The 17,244-nt window shown below is 60.6% G+C and carries 14 protein-coding genes; 7 read left to right on the forward strand and 7 right to left on the reverse strand.

Annotated elements, in window-relative coordinates; genetic code table 11:
• Window positions 1–10: 10 nt before the first annotated feature.
• The 3 genes from ispG to AC244Q_RS21620 form a co-directional block, all read right to left on the reverse strand.
• Window positions 11–1,261 (reverse strand): flavodoxin-dependent (E)-4-hydroxy-3-methylbut-2-enyl-diphosphate synthase, encoded by a 1,251-nt coding sequence (ispG, locus tag AC244Q_RS21610; RefSeq protein WP_012759445.1) that lies wholly within the window; start codon window positions 1,259–1,261, stop codon window positions 11–13.
• A gap of 199 nt (window positions 1,262–1,460) precedes the next feature.
• Complete coding sequence (locus AC244Q_RS21615; RefSeq protein WP_017995513.1) at window positions 1,461–2,651, reverse strand: MFS transporter; 1,191 nt, start codon at window positions 2,649–2,651, stop codon at window positions 1,461–1,463.
• 63 nt (window positions 2,652–2,714) lie between these two features.
• Complete coding sequence (locus tag AC244Q_RS21620) at window positions 2,715–3,491, reverse strand: DeoR/GlpR family DNA-binding transcription regulator (RefSeq protein WP_128407305.1); 777 nt, start codon at window positions 3,489–3,491, stop codon at window positions 2,715–2,717.
• A 131-nt stretch (window positions 3,492–3,622) separates the two neighbouring features.
• On the opposite strand from AC244Q_RS21620, the gene AC244Q_RS21625 reads away from it, so the two are divergent.
• The 4 genes from AC244Q_RS21625 to AC244Q_RS21640 all read left to right on the forward strand — a co-directional run bounded on the left by AC244Q_RS21625 (window position 3,623) and on the right by AC244Q_RS21640 (window position 7,151).
• Window positions 3,623–4,573 (forward strand): DMT family transporter, encoded by a 951-nt coding sequence (locus AC244Q_RS21625; protein ID WP_206641107.1) that lies wholly within the window; start codon window positions 3,623–3,625, stop codon window positions 4,571–4,573.
• A gap of 152 nt (window positions 4,574–4,725) precedes the next feature.
• A complete protein-coding gene (locus AC244Q_RS21630; protein ID WP_017995516.1) occupies window positions 4,726–5,499 on the forward strand; it encodes an amino acid ABC transporter substrate-binding protein in 774 nt (257 codons plus the stop codon).
• Between the two features lie 213 nt (window positions 5,500–5,712).
• The gene (locus AC244Q_RS21635) at window positions 5,713–6,393 is read left to right on the forward strand and encodes an amino acid ABC transporter permease (protein ID WP_012759450.1); all 681 of its coding nucleotides are present in this window, start codon (window positions 5,713–5,715) and stop codon (window positions 6,391–6,393) included.
• Window positions 6,390–7,151 carry an amino acid ABC transporter ATP-binding protein gene (locus AC244Q_RS21640; protein ID WP_017995517.1) on the forward strand — a complete coding sequence of 254 codons (762 nt, stop codon included), beginning with the start codon at window positions 6,390–6,392 and terminating at the stop codon, window positions 7,149–7,151. The genes AC244Q_RS21635 and AC244Q_RS21640 overlap by 4 nt, the downstream gene beginning before the upstream one ends.
• Window positions 7,152–7,308: 157 nt before the next feature.
• Here AC244Q_RS21640 and AC244Q_RS21645 read toward each other — a convergent pair whose 3' ends face one another.
• From AC244Q_RS21645 to AC244Q_RS21655, 3 genes are all read right to left on the reverse strand, one after another.
• Entirely contained in the window at window positions 7,309–7,881 is a 573-nt protein-coding gene (locus AC244Q_RS21645; RefSeq protein ID WP_012759452.1) for an NADPH-dependent FMN reductase, read from the reverse strand.
• Between the two features lie 190 nt (window positions 7,882–8,071).
• A complete protein-coding gene (gene pyc / locus AC244Q_RS21650) occupies window positions 8,072–11,536 on the reverse strand; it encodes a pyruvate carboxylase (protein ID WP_017995519.1) in 3,465 nt (1,154 codons plus the stop codon).
• Between the two features lie 217 nt (window positions 11,537–11,753).
• Complete coding sequence (locus AC244Q_RS21655; protein WP_017995520.1) at window positions 11,754–12,509, reverse strand: helix-turn-helix transcriptional regulator; 756 nt, start codon at window positions 12,507–12,509, stop codon at window positions 11,754–11,756.
• Window positions 12,510–12,829: 320 nt separating this feature from the next.
• Between AC244Q_RS21655 and AC244Q_RS21660 the strand changes: the two genes are divergently transcribed.
• The 3 genes from AC244Q_RS21660 to AC244Q_RS21670 all read left to right on the forward strand — a co-directional run bounded on the left by AC244Q_RS21660 (window position 12,830) and on the right by AC244Q_RS21670 (window position 15,936).
• Entirely contained in the window at window positions 12,830–14,593 is a 1,764-nt protein-coding gene (locus tag AC244Q_RS21660) for a glucan ABC transporter ATP-binding protein/ permease (protein ID WP_012759455.1), read from the forward strand.
• A 153-nt stretch (window positions 14,594–14,746) separates the two neighbouring features.
• Window positions 14,747–15,115, forward strand: a complete 369-nt coding sequence (locus AC244Q_RS21665) for an IS5 family transposase (protein WP_162770428.1) — start codon at window positions 14,747–14,749, stop codon at window positions 15,113–15,115.
• 467 nt (window positions 15,116–15,582) lie between these two features.
• Window positions 15,583–15,936, forward strand: coding sequence for a VOC family protein (locus AC244Q_RS21670; protein WP_012759457.1), 354 nt, complete (start codon window positions 15,583–15,585; stop codon window positions 15,934–15,936).
• Between the two features lie 50 nt (window positions 15,937–15,986).
• Here AC244Q_RS21670 and AC244Q_RS21675 read toward each other — a convergent pair whose 3' ends face one another.
• A complete protein-coding gene (locus AC244Q_RS21675) occupies window positions 15,987–17,225 on the reverse strand; it encodes an OpgC family protein (protein WP_113546714.1) in 1,239 nt (412 codons plus the stop codon).
• Window positions 17,226–17,244: the final 19 nt, after the last annotated feature.

The following is a 17,244-nucleotide window of genomic DNA, read 5'->3' on the forward strand; positions in this document are numbered from 1 at the left end:
TTGCGGGCGCTCATTCCGCCGCCGTCCGTTGGCCGAAACGCTTCTCGATATAGTCGACAACCAGCGCCTCGAAATCGGCGGCGATATTGGCACCGCGCAGAGTCAGCGCCTTCCGGCCGTCGATGAAGACGGGGGCGGCCGGCGTTTCGCCAGTGCCCGGAAGCGAAATGCCGATATCGGCATGTTTGCTTTCGCCCGGCCCGTTGACGATGCAGCCCATGACGGCGACGTTCAGCGCCTCGACCCCAGGATATTTCTCGCGCCAGACAGGCATGTTCTTGCGGATGTCGTTCTGGATATTCTGGGCAAGTTCCTGGAACACCGTCGACGTCGTGCGTCCACAGCCCGGACAGGCCGCAACGACGGGTATGAACTGGCGAAAGCCCATGACCTGCAGGATTTCCTGCGCCACCTGGACTTCGCGCGTGCGGTCGCCGTTCGGCTCCGGCGTCAGCGACACGCGGATCGTATCGCCGATGCCGTGCTGCAGCACGAAGCCCATCGCCGCAGACGAGGCGACGATGCCCTTGGTGCCCATGCCGGCTTCGGTCAGGCCGAGATGCAGCGCATGATTGGAGCGTTCGGCAAGCATGGAATTGACGGCGATCAGGTCCTGCACCTGGCTGACCTTGGCCGACAGGATGATGCGGTTGCGCGGCAGGCCGATCTCTTCGGCAAGGGCTGCCGAAAGCAGCGCCGACTGCACGATCGCCTCGCGCGTCACCTGCCGGGCCGAAAGCGGCGATCCGGCTTCGGCGTTCCGGTCCATCAGCGCCGTCAGCAGATCCTGATCGAGCGAGCCCCAGTTGACGCCGATGCGCACCGGCTTGTCATAGCGGATCGCCATCTCGATGATCTCGGCGAACTGCTTGTCCTTCTTGTCCTTGAAGCCGACATTGCCGGGGTTGATGCGGTATTTCGCCAGCGCTTCGGCGCAATCCGGATGATCGGCGAGCAGCTTGTGGCCGATATAGTGGAAGTCGCCGATCAAGGGCACGTCCATGCCGAGGCGCAGAAGCCGCTCGCGGATCTTCGGCACGGCGGCTGCACTCTCGTCGCGGTCGACGGTAATGCGCACCAGTTCCGAGCCCGCCCGGTGGAGAGCGGCGACCTGCGCGACGGTGGAATCGATATCGGCCGTATCGGTGTTCGTCATGGACTGCACGACGACCGGCGCCCCGCCGCCGACGATGACGCCGCCGACATCGACGGCAACGGAAGCGCGGCGCGGTTTCGGATCAAAATCGGCGGCTGACAACATGGAGAGTTCTTGCACCCCTAAAGCATGTCGCGCAAAAGTGTGCAGCGGTTTTGCGATAACGACATGCGAAAAATAAAAACCTAAAGCGTGAGGAGCAAATCTGAAAGATTGCGACGCGCTTTAGAAACGGTGCTTTTCAGGTAGATCAAGGCCGGCTGCTTGTCAACCGCCCCTGATATCACTTTTGTTGGGAGGCGGCTCAGTGACCGCCTCCGGAGGTCTCATCGGCATAATGGGCCAGGTTGGAGAGCAGCAGAACGACGATGAGCAGCACCGGCAGCGCCATGAAAACGACGGCAAAACCGATATGCTCGGCGACGAAGCCGATCAACGATGGCGCAACCAGCATGCCGGAATAGCCCATGGTCGTGACCACCGAGATGCCGATGCCGGGCTTGAGTCCGGGAATATTGCCCGCCGCCGAGAAAGCGATCGGCACCATGTTGGAAATGCCGATACCGCAAAACGCAAAGCCCAGGATGGCAAGCTCGGCATTGGGCGCCAGGCCGGCAAGCAGCATGCCGACAATGGCAAACAAAGTGCAGATGCGTAGCGTCTTGACGCCGCCCAGGCGGTCGCGCACCAGGTCGCCGGCAAAGCGCATGATTGCCATGGTGGCCGAAAAGGCTGCGAAACCAAGGCCGGAAAGCGCCACGGATGCACCCATTTCCTGCCGGAGATAGAGCGCGCCCCAGTCGAGAACAGCGCCTTCAGGCACCATGCTGAACAGCGCCATCAATCCGAGCAGCCACGGCAGCGGCACCATCGGCAGCTTCGTCTTTTCCTTCTTGGCGTCGGGATGCGGCGGATCCGCAAGGATCATCGGCCAGGCGACGGCAAGGAAGATCGCCGCCAGCACCGTCGCCAGTTGCGCATGGCCGAGAATACCGAGCTTGGAGATCACGATGCCGCCGAGACCTGAGCCGATCAGTCCGCCAAGGCTCCAGAAAGCGTGGCAGGACGACATGATGGCGCGGCGCATGGATTTCTCGACCGAGACCGCATTGGCATTCATCGCCACATCCATTGCACCGATGAAGCCGCCGAACAGGAAGAGCGTGATCGCTCCAGTCAGCACATTTGGCGCCAGCGTCAATGCCAACAGCAACGGTAGCACGCAGACGGCCAGTATCTGAACGACGATACGCGAACCGTGTTTGGCGATCTGTGCACCGGCGATCGGCATCATGACCAGCGAGCCGACGCCGAAAACCAGGATCATCAGCCCAAGCTCGAACTTGGTCAGCGCCAGACGCTCGGCAAAATCAGGGATCTTCGGCGCCCAGCAGCCGACGACAAAACCGTTCATGAGAAAGAGCAGGGAAACCGCCGCTCTGCTTCTGGTAATGAAGCCGCTCCGGGCTCCCGGCGTACTCACATGACTATCCATTTCCGGTCTTTCCTCATTGCCGGGCTTGCTTGGCCCGGTTTCCCTAAACTCTATGACGTCGCCTCAGTTCGTTTTCTCGGCGAGAACAGTCCTGCATCCGCGCTCGCGGTAACGGGCGAGAATGGCCGGATCGGCATCGTGCTCGACGACCAGGCATTCGCAATGCGCAACCGGCAGGATGCTATGGGGGGCAGCGGTGCCGAATTTCTCCGAGGTTGCAGCCACCAACACCCTTTTGCTCCTGGATGTCGCAAACCGCTTGAACTCCGCATCCTCGAAGCCGAACACCGTGATGCCGGCCTCGAGATCGACGCCGCAGGCGCCGAGAATGCAGAGATCGGGCGAAATCTGCTCCATATCCCGCAAGGCCTTGGCGCCGAGCGAGCCGCCCGTCTGCCGATCCACCATCCCGCCGATCAGAATGACGTTGACGGCAGGCTTGTCGATCAGAGCTGCGGCAATCGCCGGCGCATTGGTCGCAGCCGTCAGTACAAGTTCGACCGGTAATGCGTGGGCAATCGCCAGATTGGTGCTGCCGGCATCGAAGAACACAGTCGAACCGCCGGCAATCTGCTTTGTCGCAGCGCGCGCCAGCGCCTGTTTTCGGTCAGCGGCAAAGCCGATGCGCTGCGTCAGGCTTCCGTGCGCCGGCGAGACCGGCAATGCGCCGCCGTAGACCCGCTCACAGAGCCCTGCCGCCGCCATCTCCCGCAGATCCCGCCGCACCGTATCCTCGGAGACGCCGAATTCGAGCGCAAGCTCCGTCGCCAGCACGCGGCCATTCAGCCGCAGCCTCTCGGAAATCACGCCTTGGCGCTCTCGCAACAGAAAATCCTGCATGTTCCTACCGGATCGAGACCTCACAAACCGAAAACGTGCATAAACGCTTACGATCATGCAGGCAATATGCACGGTCACACGTTTTCTGACGTTCGGAAATAAAGCTCCACCACCAGAGCGAATATGCCCTATTGACCGGCCCGGGAGGCGGGAATATCGATTGGTCATTCCCGATTCCCGCCGGCATATCCGCCACCTGGTCCGTTCTCCCCGTGAAAAACTCCGTCAGCCTGGGCATCCTGCTCACGAGCCTCGCCTATATGGCGTTCACCTTCCATGACGCGATCATCAAGATCCTGGCTTCAAGCATTCCCGTCTGGCAGATCCTGTTTTTCCGCAGTCTCACCATCCTCGTCGGTTGTCTCGCCTATGGTCGCGGCAAGCTCGTCCACCAGACGATGACATCGCCGATCATCAAGCCGATGATTGCCCGCAGCATCCTTCTTCTCTGCGCCTGGCTTTCCTACTATTCCGCCGCAAGCCGCCTGCAGCTTGCCGAAGTGACCACGCTCTATTACGCCGCACCTGTTGTCGGCACCTTGCTTGCCTGGTTCATCCTGAAGGAGAAGGTCACGCCGGCGCGTTGGCTGGCGGTCGGCGTCGGCTTCGTCGGCGTCCTCATCGCCTGCAATCCGGTCGGCCTCACCATCTCCTGGCCGGTCTATCTGGCGCTGCAGGCGGCCGTGCTCTGGGCCTCTGCCATGGTGCTGCTGCGCAAGACCTCGCTGCATGAGAAGACGATTATCCAGCTCACCGTTTCCAACGTCTTTTTCCTTGCCCTGACCGGCGTTGCGGTGATCTGGACATGGCAGACCCCCGATATGACGCAGCTCGCGCTCCTCATCGCCACCGGCATCGTTGCCGGCTGCGCCCAGTTCGCCCTTTTCGAGGGCATGCGTCAGGCGCCCGTCTCCGTGCTTGCGCCATTCGAATACAGCTCTCTCATCTGGGCCTTCCTCTTGGGCTATCTGATCTGGGCCGACATCCCCACGCACAATGTGGTCGTCGGCGCGGCGATGATCCTCGGCGCCGGATTGATCATCATCGTCAGCGAAAAACTGCGCCGGCGCATCACCGCCTGATGCCTGATTCTGCGGGATTCATGGTTCGAGCGGCCGTTTGAGAAAAATATTTGCAGTTGCTGCTTTTATTCGCAGTTTTCTACGCTTCCGGCGCCGTAATTTTCTGCCAACTATCCCCATCCGATAACAACCTCCCAAGGATGGATGAAACAATGAACTGGTTGAAAACCGTCGCCGCCGCCGCCCTCATTCAAGCCGCGGCCCTCCTGCCTGCCCATGCCGGTGAAAACCTCGCCGCCATCAAATCGGCCGGCGTCTTCAAGATCGGCACCGAAGGCACTTATGCGCCCTTCACCTATCATGACGAAAGCGGCAAGCTCGTTGGCTTCGATGTCGAGATCGGCGAAGCGATCGCCGCCAAGCTCGGTGTCAAAGCCGAGTTCGTCGAAGGCAAGTGGGATGGCCTGATCGCCGGCCTCGATGCCAAGCGCTACGATACCGTCATCAACCAGGTCGGCATCACCGAAACCCGCAAGCAGAAATACGATTTCTCCGAGCCTTATATCGCCTCCAAGGCCGTACTGATCGCCCGCGACGGCGACGACAGCATCAAGTCTTTCGCCGACCTGAAGGGCAAGAAGGCCGCCCAGTCGCTGACCAGCAACTTCGGCAAGCTCGCAACCGAAGCCGGTGCCGAGCTCGTCGGCACCGACGGTTTCGATCAGTCGATCCAGCTGGTGCTGACCAAGCGCGCCGACGCCACGATCAACGACAGCCTCTCCTTCCTCGATTTCAAGAAGCACAAGCCGGACGCGCCGGTGAAGATCGTGGCCGAGCAGGAAAACGCCGATTACTCCGGCGTCATCATCCGCAAGAACGAGCCGGAGCTTCTCGCCGAAATCAACAAGGCGCTTGCCGATATCAAGGCCGACGGCACCTATAAGAAGATCGCCGACAAGTATTTCGGCCAGGATGTTTCCAAGTAAGTTCAACTGAAGAAAAGTCCCTTCCCAAACTCCTCCCCACAAGGGGGAGGGGCTTAGCCGGCGGGCCGTCTCATCTTCAAATAAACGTTTCGGCCTGCCGCTCGGTCGCTATTTCGTGTGAGCCGGCACCTGGATAAGTCCCTCCCCCTTGTGGGGAGGGGTGGGGGAGGGGTATTTCGGATATCACGACCCAACTGACGAGAGGCAACTCCCTTGGCGCACTGGCTCCAACTGATGGCGGAATCGCTACCCTCGCTCCTGTGGGCGGGGCTGATCTTCACCATTCCGCTGACCCTGCTATCCTTCGTCTTTGGCCTGGCCCTCGGGCTCGCCACCGCAATCGCCCGGCTCTTCGGGCCGATGCCGCTTTCGGCCGTCGCGCGCTTCTATGTCTGGGTCATCCGCGGCACGCCGCTGCTGGTGCAGCTCTTCGTGATCTTCTACGGCCTGCCGAGCCTCGGCATCCTGCTCGATGCCTTTCCGGCCGCCCTCATCGGCTTCACGCTGAATATCGGCGCCTACAGCTCCGAGATCATCCGCGCCGTCATTTCTTCGGTGCCGAAGGGCCAATGGGAAGCCGCCTATTCGATCGGCATGAGCTGGCGCCAGGCGATGAGCCGCACCATCCTGCCGCAGGCCGCCCGCGTCGCCGTGCCGCCTTTGTCGAACACCTTCATCTCGCTGGTCAAAGACACCTCGCTTGCCGCCGCCATCACCGTGCCCGAGCTCTTCCAGGCGGCGCAGCGCATCGTCGCCACCACCTACGAGCCGTTGATCCTCTATATCGAGGCGGCGCTGATCTATCTCGTCCTGAGCTCCGTCCTCTCGCAGTTGCAGGTGCGGCTGGAACGCCGCTTCGCGCGTTATGGCGGCATGCTGGAGGCAAATGCATGATCGAGCTTTCCAACATCGAAAAGCGCTTCGGCGACGCCGTCATCCTCAAGGATATCAGCATCCGTATTCCCGAAAGCAGCGTCACCGCGCTGGTCGGGCCTTCGGGCGGCGGCAAGAGCACACTGCTGCGCTGCATCAACCTACTCGAAATTCCGACCGCCGGCTCCATCCGCCTCGGAGAGGAGAAGCTGGCCTTTGCACCGGGCAAACGAACGAGCTGGCCGGCGATCCAGAAGATCCGCCGCCAGACCGGCATGGTCTTCCAGAATTTCCAGCTCTTCCCGCATCAGACCGCGATCGAGAATGTCATGGAAGGCCTGGTGACGGTACTGCGATGGCCGAGGGAAAAGGCCCGCGAGCGTGCGATGGAATTGCTGACAAAGGTCGGCATGACCCACAAGGCCGATGCATGGCCTTCGACGCTGTCGGGCGGCCAGCAGCAGCGCGTCGCGATCGCCCGCGCGCTGGCGCCGTCGCCGCGCGTGCTTCTCTGTGACGAGCCGACATCCGCCCTCGATCCCGAGCTTTCGGCCGAAGTGGTCGATGTACTCGGCAAGCTGGCCAGCGAAGGCACGACGATGGTGATGGCGACCCACGATCTCCGGCTCGCCTCGAAGATCGCCAATGACGTGGTTTTCCTGGAAGCCGGGAGCGTCGTGGAAACGGGCAGCGCCAGAGCGATCTTCAGCGCGCCGGAGCGCGAACGCACCAAACGTTTCATCTCGACGATCAACGCCGCCCATACTTACGATATCTGAGCTAGAGATGATGCCGAAAAGTGTGAGCGGTTTTCGGACGACATCATGCTCTATTTCTTTGATTTAGATCCGGATGCAGATTTTTAGGCCGACCTGGCCTAAAATCATCCGGATCTAATGCCGGGATGCGAAGATCCCGGCATGGCTGGAACTCCAATCAGGAGGCCGTGACGACGGCACGCGCCGCCTTCAGCGCATTACCCCACCAGATGAGCTGATCGAGCTGGTTCTTCGCCGCTTCGTTGAGATGGGCGTAATCGCTGAGGCTCTTGCCTTCCTTGAGGACGCCGAGATATTCGCCAAGCGCGATATGCACGCCCGTTTTCACCGAAGCCGCCCCCATTTCCACGAAGATCAGGCGAAGATGCTCGACCGCACGTGCGCCGCCAACGCCGCCGTAACCGACGAAACCGACCGGCTTGTGGATGAACTCGCCGAGGTCGATGGCGTTCTTCAAAACCGCAGTCGGCGCGTGATTGTACTCGGCAACTGTGAAAATGAAGCCATCGAATTCACGCAGCTTCTTTTTCCAGCGCTCTGCCGTTTCGCTTTCAGCGGTCGTGGCACGCTGCTCACCGAAAAAATGCATGGGGTAGTCGAGCAGGTCGAGAACCTCGACCTCAATGTCCTGCCGTTCGGCGGCGATAGCGGCAATCCACTTGGCCGGATGCTCGGAAAAACGGCCAATACGCGTGCTGCCGACGATAACGGCAATCTTCAACTTGCTCATTGATATCATTTCCTGATTGGTCTTGGGGGCGGATGGTGGGAGCGCAAGCTTATGAGAAAGCCTCCGCGCCGGGCAAGGCGCGAAGGCTTCGAAAAATCAGCTTTTTGACAGGCCGATCGTACACAATCGAGTGAATGGAGCCCGCTCGAAAAGCCGGCCGATGGGCGCCTTTGCCAAGGATGGCAGCGCTTCAGCCTGCGTAGACGACGAGCAGGTCCTTGGCATCGATCTGATCGCCGGCCCGTACCAGCACTTCGGAAATCGTGCCATCCTTTTCCGCATGCAGCGCCGTTTCCATCTTCATCGCCTCGATCGAGACGAGCACGTCGCCGGCATTGACGGCCTGGCCGGGCGAGACGAAGACACGGCTGATGACACCCGGCATCGGCGCGCCGACATGAACGGCATTGCCCGGTTCGGCCTTGCGGCGGACGGCCGCACCCGTCGCCCCATGGGCCCGGTCCGGCACCTTGATGCGGCGCGGCTGGCCATTGAGCTCGAAGAAGATGGTCACCATGCCCTGGCTGTCGGTGGCGCTCATCGCCTGGTTGACGATGACGAGCGTCTTGCCGCGCTCGATATCGGCAAACAGTTCCTCGCCGTCCTTGAGACCGTAGAAATAGGCGGGCGTCGGCAGCACCGAGACCGGGCCGTAGGTATCGGAGGCGAGCGCGAAGTCGGTGAAGACCTTCGGATACATCAGGTAGGAGGCAAATTCGAAGTCGCTGACCTCGCGCTCGAGTTTCGTCTCGATAACTTTGCGCTCCGCATCGAGATTAGCCTCCTTGAGCAGCGAGCCGGGGCGCACGGTATAGGGCTTGTCGCCCTTCAGCGCCTTCTTCTGCAGCGCTTCGGGCCATCCCGACGGCGGCTGGCCGAGATCGCCCTTCAGCATCGAGACCACCGATTCTGGGAAGGAGACTTCCTTGTCGGGGCTGACGACGTCGGCGACCGTCAGGTCCTGGGACACCATCATCAGCGCCATGTCGCCGACGACCTTGGAAGACGGCGTCACCTTGACGATATCGCCGAACATCTGGTTGGCGTCGGCATAGGCCTGCGCCACCCGATGCCAGCGGGTCTCGAGGCCGAGCGAGCGGGCCTGTTCCTTGAGGTTGGTGAACTGGCCGCCCGGCATTTCGTGCAGATAGACTTCGGATGCCGGCCCCTTCAGATCGCTTTCGAAGGCGGCATATTGGTTACGCGCCGCTTCCCAATAGAAGGAGATACGGCGGATCCATTCCGGATCGAGGCCCGGATCACGCTCCGTACCGCGCAACGCCTCGACGATCGAACCGAGACAGGGCTGCGAGGTATTGCCGGAAAGTGCGTCCATGGCCGCATCGACGGCATCGACGCCGGCATCGACGGCGGCAAGAACGGTCGCGGCCGCAATACCCGATGTATCATGCGTGTGGAAATGGATCGGCAGGCTGGTCGCCTCACGCAGCGCCTTGAACAGAACCTTCGCAGCCGCAGGTTTGAGAAGACCCGCCATATCCTTGAGCGCGATGATATGCGCGCCTGCCTTCTCGAGCTCGACTGCAAGATCGGTGTAGTATTTCAGATCGTATTTCGGACGCGCCGAGTTGAGGATATCGCCGGTATAGCAGATTGCCGCCTCGCAGAGCTTGTTCTCCTCGGCAATGGCATCCATCGAGACGCGCATGTTCTCCACCCAGTTCAGGCAATCGAACACGCGGAACAGATCGATGCCGCCTCTGGCTGCCTGGCGGACGAAATATTTGACGACATTATCGGGATAATTGGTGTAGCCGACGCCGTTGGCGCCGCGCAGCAGCATCTGCAGCAGAAGGTTCGGGGCGCCCTCACGGATCAGCGCCAGGCGTTCCCACGGATCCTCGGTCAGAAAGCGCATGGAGACGTCAAAGGTCGCGCCGCCCCAGCATTCGAGCGACAGAAGGTTCGGCAGCGCATGCGCATAGGTGTCGGCAATACGGGCGATGTCATAGGTGCGCATGCGGGTGGCGAGCAGCGACTGGTGGCCGTCGCGCATCGTCGTGTCGGTCAAAAGCACGCGCTTCTCGTTGCGCATCCATTCGCCGAATTTCTTCGGGCCGAGCGTGTCGAGGAGCTGCTTTGTACCATCCTTGACCGCATTGCCGTTGGCGTAGGGAACCACCGGCTCGGCAGCGTTTTCCAGCGGCCTCGGCCTATCCTTGGCCTCGGGATGGCCATTGACGGTGACATCGGCGAGATAGGTCAGGAGCTTCGTGGCGCGATCCTGGCGCTTGACCTGCTGGAAGAGTTCCGGCGTCGTGTCGATGAAGCGTGTCGTGTAGCTGTTATCCCGGAATTTCGGATGGCCGATGATCGCTTCGAGGAAGGTCAGGTTGGTTGCCACGCCGCGAATACGGAATTCGCGCAGCGCCCGGTCCATGCGGGCGATCGCTTCGGATGGATTGGGCGCCCATGCCGTGACCTTGACGAGAAGCGGATCGTAAAAGCGGGTGATGATTGCACCCGAATAGGAGGTGCCGCCATCGAGGCGGATGCCGAAACCGGACGCCGAGCGATAGGCGGTGATGCGGCCGTAATCCGGAATGAAATTATGCTCCGGATCTTCCGTGGTGATGCGGCACTGCAGCGCATGGCCGTTGAGACGGATATCCTCCTGGCGCGGCACGCCCGATTCCGGCGTGCCGATCGCAAAACCGTCGAGGATGTGGATCTGCGCCTTGACGATGTCGATGCCGGTGACGACTTCGGTCACCGTATGCTCGACCTGGATACGCGGATTGACTTCGATGAAGTAAAATTTGCCGGTATCGGCATCCATCAGATACTCGACGGTACCGGCGCCGACATAATTGGTCGCGGCCGCGATCTTCAGCGAATAGGCGGCGAGCTCCTGGCGTTGCGCCTCCGAGAGATAGGGCGCTGGCGCGCGCTCGACGACCTTCTGGTTGCGACGCTGGATCGAGCAGTCACGCTCGAAGAGATGCACGACATTGCCGTGCGTATCGCCGAGAACCTGGCTTTCGACATGGCGGGCGCGCTCGACGAGCTTTTCCAGATAGACCTCGTCCTTGCCGAAGGCCGCCATCGCCTCGCGTTTGGCTTCCGTCACCTCGCGGGCGAGATCCTTTGGATCGCGGATCGCGCGCATGCCGCGCCCGCCGCCGCCCCAGGAGGCCTTCAGCATGACGGGGTAGCCGATCCCCTCCGCCATCTTCGCCACTTCGGCCATGTCCTCCGGCAGCGGCCCTGTGGCCGGCACCACGGGAACGCCGACCGAGATCGCCAGGTTGCGCGCCGCAACCTTATTGCCAAGCTGGCGCATCGTATCGGCCCTCGGGCCGATGAAGATGATGCCGGCCTTGTTGCAGGCATCGACGAATTCGGGGCTTTCCGACAGCAGGCCGTAGCCGGGATGGATGGCATCGGCGCCGGAGAGTTTCGCAACGCGGATCACCTCCTCGATCGACAGATAGCTCTCGATCGGGCCCATGTCCTTGGACAGATGCGGGCCGCGGCCGACCTGGTAGCTCTCGTCCGCCTTGAAGCGGTGCAGCGCCAGCTTGTCCTCTTCCGCCCAGATCGCCACGGTTTTTATTCCAAGCTCGTTGGCCGCGCGGAACACGCGGATGGCAATTTCAGAGCGATTGGCAACGAGAATCTTGGAAATGGGCAAAACGGTCTCCTCAGACGTTCAGACGCGGGATTGCTGCACCCGCGAAGGAAATTCTTAACTTCTTGTCACAGAAAGTTCAATTTATCTTGCGACTGCGAAATGCAATTTTTCGACATGCTGGAGCAACTCCGCGAAAAGTGCGAAGCGGTTTTCCGTTCGGAGTTGCGCAAAAATAAAAAACCAGAGCAATTCCGCTTCGATGAGAAGCGGAGTTTCTCTACCTTATCAGGCCATGACGGAAGGCAAGCGCCACCGCATGCTGCCTGTTTTTCGCCTTCAGCTTGTCCTGTAGGCCGTTCATATACCAGTCGACGGTGTGGTTTGAGATCTTCAGCATCTTGCTAATCTCCATCGAAGTCATGCCTTCGGCGAGATAATGCAGGATTTCCATCTCGCGCCGTGTCAGCGGCGTATCGGCCGGCAGCACGGTTTCCAGTGCCTGCGCCTCACCTTTCAGATCGAGCAACCGCCAGAAGGCCTTGCGCGCCACCGCCTCCAGCAATGCGATTTCCACCGGCGACAGCTCAATCGGCTTGCCGGCGAGACTAAGGCTGGCGAGAATGCCGCTGCGTCCGTGGATGGGAAAGATGTAGCCGTCCTCCAACCCGTGCCCGAAGGCATCGACCATCATCTGCTCCATGCGCCGATGATAGGCGTCCTTGCGGAAGGCCGCCATCGCCTCTCGCCAGCGGAAAGGCCGCTGCGCATGGGCGAGATAGCGCACCATCGGATCGATCAGCGCATATTTTTTCGCGGCATATATTTGCGGCCATTGTTCCGGCCAGCGGCCGGCAAGCGCCGCAGCCCAAGGCTCTGGATTCTGCTGCAGCGGGCTCTGCGGCAAATGGTGCGGCAAGCCGTAATATTCGAAGCCGCAACCGCGGAGGATCTGCTCCAGTTCGGTGATGACAGCTTCAGGATTTGAGCATTCTTCCAGAATTACAAGCAATTGAATTAACGAATTAATATTCACAAAAATGCCCCTTGCCCGGACCTGATGCCCGCATGAGGCCGCTGGCGGCTGGTCAAACTGGTCGCGAAACGGTCTTATTCAATAAATGCAGTCTGTAATTTAATGCTGCGCTAAACATTTAATAAAATGCAAGCGCAAATTGTTGCGAGATATAGTCAGGCGGCAATTTCGGCGTCATGGCCACTCGTCGGATCCTGCCATAATATGATCGCGGCAATCATCACATCGATCGAACCCTGAATACTCCGTTAATCGCCCGTTCAGGTAGCCTTTTGTAGCATCGCATCATCCCGTTTTCGCAGATGCACAAGAGGTTCGACGTGACGCTATTCAAGGTCTATGCAAGGGCTCTGCGCTATCTTGGCGCCTACAAGCTGCGCGTATCCCTAGTCGTTGTCGCAAACATTGTTCTTGCGACGATCACCATCGCGGAGCCGATCCTGTTCGGTCGCATCATCGATGCGATTTCGGGCAAGGGTGAGGTCAAGCCCATCCTCTTCATGTGGGCGACTTTCGCCGTCTTCAACACCATTGCCTTCGTTCTGGTGGCCCGCGAGGCCGACAGGCTGGCCCATGGCCGGCGAGCGACGCTGTTGACGGAAGCCTTCGGCCGCATCATTTCCATGCCGCTCGGCTGGCATCATCAGCGCGGCACCTCTAACGCGCTGCATACGTTGCTGCGCGCCTGCGAGACACTGTTCGGCCTCTGGCTGGAATTCATGCGCAACCACTTGTCGACGGTCATCGCGCTTGCCCTTCTGATACCGACCGCAATGTCGATGGATCTGCGCCTTTCCGCAGTACTCATGGTGCTCGCCATCGCCTATTGGCTGATCGGCCGCGTCGTCATGAGCCGCACCAAGGACGGCCAGGCTTCGGTCGAGAACCATTATCACACCGTCTTCTCGCATGTCAGCGACTCGATTAGCAACGTTTCTGTCCTGCACAGCTACAACCGCATCGAGGCCGAAACCAGGGCGCTGAAATCCTTCGCCGACCGTCTGCTCGAAGCCCAGTATCCGGTGCTCGACTGGTGGGCGATCGCCGGCGCACTGAACCGCATGGCGTCGACCATCGCGATGATGGTGGTTCTGATCATCGGCACCATGCTCGTCCAGGCCGGCCAGCTGCGCGTCGGCGAAGTCATCGCCTTCATCGGCTTTGCCAACCTGTTGATCGGCCGTCTCGACCTGATGCGCCAGTTCGCTACGCAGATTTTCGAGGCCCGTTCCAAGCTTGAGGAATTCTATGCGCTGGAAGACTCGGTACGTGAACGTGAAGAGCCGGCCGGCAACGGCGAGATCAAGGACGTCAAGGGTGCGATCGAATTCCGCGACGTCTCCTTCGGCTTCGGCAACAGCTCACAGGGCCTGCACAACGTCTCCTTCTCGGTGAAGGCAGGCCAGACGGTCGCGATCGTCGGCCCGACCGGCGCCGGCAAAACGACGCTCGTCAACCTGCTGCAGCGTGTCTACGATGCCCAGGGCGGCAAGATTCTCGTCGACGGAACCGATATTACCAAGGTGACCCGCAAGTCGCTGCGTCGCCACATCGCCACCGTCTTCCAGGATGCGGGCCTGCTGAACCGTTCGATCAGTGACAATATCCGCCTTGGCCGCGAGGGCGCCAGTGAAGAGGAAATGCGCCGTGCGGCCGAAGCCGCCGCCGCTGCCGACTTCATCGAGACCCGCGAGGATCGCTACGATACGCATGTCGGTGAACGCGGCAACAAGCTCTCCGGCGGCGAGCGCCAGCGCATCGCGATTGCCCGCGCCATCCTCAAGGACGCGCCGATCCTGGTGCTCGACGAGGCGACCTCGGCGCTCGACGTCGAAACCGAAAACCGCGTCAAGGCCGCAATCGACAATCTGCGCCAGAACCGCACCACCTTCATCATCGCCCACCGCCTGTCGACGGTCCGCGAAGCCGATATGGTGCTCTTCCTGGATGACGGCCGTGTCGTCGAACAGGGCAGCTTCGACGAACTCAGCCACAGCAACGGCCGCTTCGCCGCCCTGCTGCGCGCCAGCGGCATCCTGACGGACGAAGAGGTCCGCAAGGCCCATACCACCGAAGCCGCCTGATCGGTTTGGGTTCGAGATAAAGGCCGGAAGGGTAACTCCTTCTGGCCTTTTCGTTTGCTCTGGGGCTGAGGACCGATCGACATTCAGGATTCCCAAATCGGTTGATCACTGATTCATAAGGTACCGTGTGCAGCACGGAGGCCTTTGAGGGGCGTGAAGCGATACGAGTTGAACGAGGCGCAATGGTCGAGAATTGCGCCTTTGTTGCCAGGCAAGGCCAGCGATCCAGGTCGGACGGGGGTAGATAACCGGCTGTTTGTGAACGGGTGTTTGTGGGTGCTGCGCTCAGGCGCGCACTGGCGGGACCTGCCGGAGCGCTATGGCAAGTGGAAGACGGTCCATCGCCGGTTCAGTCGCTGGTGCCATGCCGGCGTATGGGAGCGGGTCTTTGATGCCCTCACTGCTGACCGGGACAATCAGTACTTAATGATCGACAGCACCATCGTGGGTGCCCATCAACAGGCGGCGAGCGGAAAAGGGGGGCCAAGGATCAGGCGCTGGGGCGTTCCAGAGGTGGACTGACGGCCCAAGGCCCATATGCCGGTCGATACGCTCGAGCGCCCCTGCTCTTCATCACGATGGCCGGCCAGGTCGCGACATCACGCAAGCTCAATAACCAGACAGCTCAAGCCATCTGGGCGATAAAGCCTATGACAGCAATGCCTTGCGCGCAACGATCGCAAAGATGGAAGCCGAGGCAGTCATAGCCTCAGACCGTTCTCGAAAAACCGAGAGACGGGCGTCGCGCCCTGCCGCGCATCTCTCCGCCAAACCATGCCGAACCTCCCGACAAATCATCGCGGAAGTGTCAGGCATGTCTCCGAACATCTGTCACGTATGCATCAAGACCGTACACCTGTCGGGGGAAATGCCCGGCAGGGCAGAGGGGGTAGTGCACGGCACAACATCTCCGCTCCAACCCACATGATTGATCACCCCGCCGATCTTCCCTATCCTTCGCCAGTCAACGGAGCATAGGGAGAAAACCCATGAAGGTCCTGCGCATCGTTGCCAATATCCAGGCAGCGGATATCACCCCGGCCCGGCGCTTCTATCAGGATATCCTCGGTCTTGACGTCATCATGGACCACGGCTGGATCACGACGTTCGGCGCCGCACGCTCAATGAATATTCAGCTCAGCATCGCCAGTGAAGGCGGTTCCGGAACGGAGGTGCCGGACCTCTCGATCGAGGTTGATGACCTCGATGACGCTTTCGAGGCGATGTCGGCTTCAGGCTTCCCGATCGAGTACGGCCCGGCCGATGAGCCTTGGGGCGTCAGACGCTTTTATGTCCGAGATCCCTTCGGCAAGTTGGTGAACATCCTCATGCATAAAAATTGAGCCGGCGGCCATCGGCCACCGGCTCCTTCATGTCGAGCAAAATCCCAGCCCTATTTCCGATCATTCTGGCGATAGGCATTTGCCGTTCCGCCAATGCGGACGGGAACGGGGATGGTGGCGGTATCGGTGACGAGTTTCCCCTTAACCTTGCCCTGCTGACGTTTGCGCTCGAGATAATAGGCATAGGCGAATTGTATCGCGATCCCTGCAATCACGAAGAGCGGACCGACCAGTTGGTCCTTGTTGGTGATGTAGAGCACCACCTGGCCGATCATGGCGAGGATCGTGCCGGCGACGAAGATGTTCAGCGAATGGCGGCCGAGGATCGTCAGCGGATGGTCCACAGGACGGCGCAGGATACGCGAGAGCGCGGGAATGCTGATAACGAGGTAGGTCAGCGCCAGAACGTGCAGCAGCCGCGGCAGCGACAGGAAGGTCTTGTCGAAACCGGTGATGACAGTCGGCAGGCCGAGTGCTGCCAGCGAGTTGCCGAAAATCCAGAGATGGCCGGTCACCCAGATGAAGGACAGCACGACGTAACCGGCAGCGACCGTCAGCAGCAGCGGGTGCTGCGGGATCGTGCCGCCGCGCTTGATATGCAGCATCGAGACGATACCGATCGAAAACAGGAACTGCCAGGAGAGCGGATTGAGGAACCAGTAGCTCTCGATCAGCATGTTGTGCGGCGCCACTTCATAGATGCCCGCAAGCAGCCAGACCGTAGCCGAGACGCCGAGCGCCAGCCAAGGGCTGCGCGCATTCAACAGCAGGATAATCGGCACCATCAGCATCAGCGCCCCGTACATCGGCAGGATATTGTTGTAGCCGATCTGGTGGCCGAGCAGGAGCAGCGCCGGAATGCCTTCCTTCAGGTTCATCAGAACCGCCAGGATATTAATCTCGACCAGCAAGCCCGGCCGATGGAACAGCCAGGCACCGCAGATGAAGAGCGCCAGCGTCATGAAGGTGGTGATCATATGGGCGAGATAGAGCGTGAAGGCGCGCTTTACCGCCTTGATCGCCACCGTCAGCCGGTTGCCCGGCTGGAAGCGGGACCCATAGGCAAGGCCGACGGCAATGCCCGAGATCAGCACGAAGGCTTCGGCGGCATCGGAGAAACCAAAATTCTTCGTCGTCACATATTCGAAGATCTGTCCGGGAACATGATTGATGAAGATCATGATCAGCGCCACGCCGCGCAAGACGTCGAGCCTCGTGTCACGCACCGGCGCAGCTGCGGATAGGGAACTGCGCCCCGTGACGATGGCTTGGGTCGGCGTGCTTGCCATGGGTTTCTCCTTATTATCC

It is taken from the genome of Rhizobium sp. CB2179 (genome assembly GCF_057653455.1).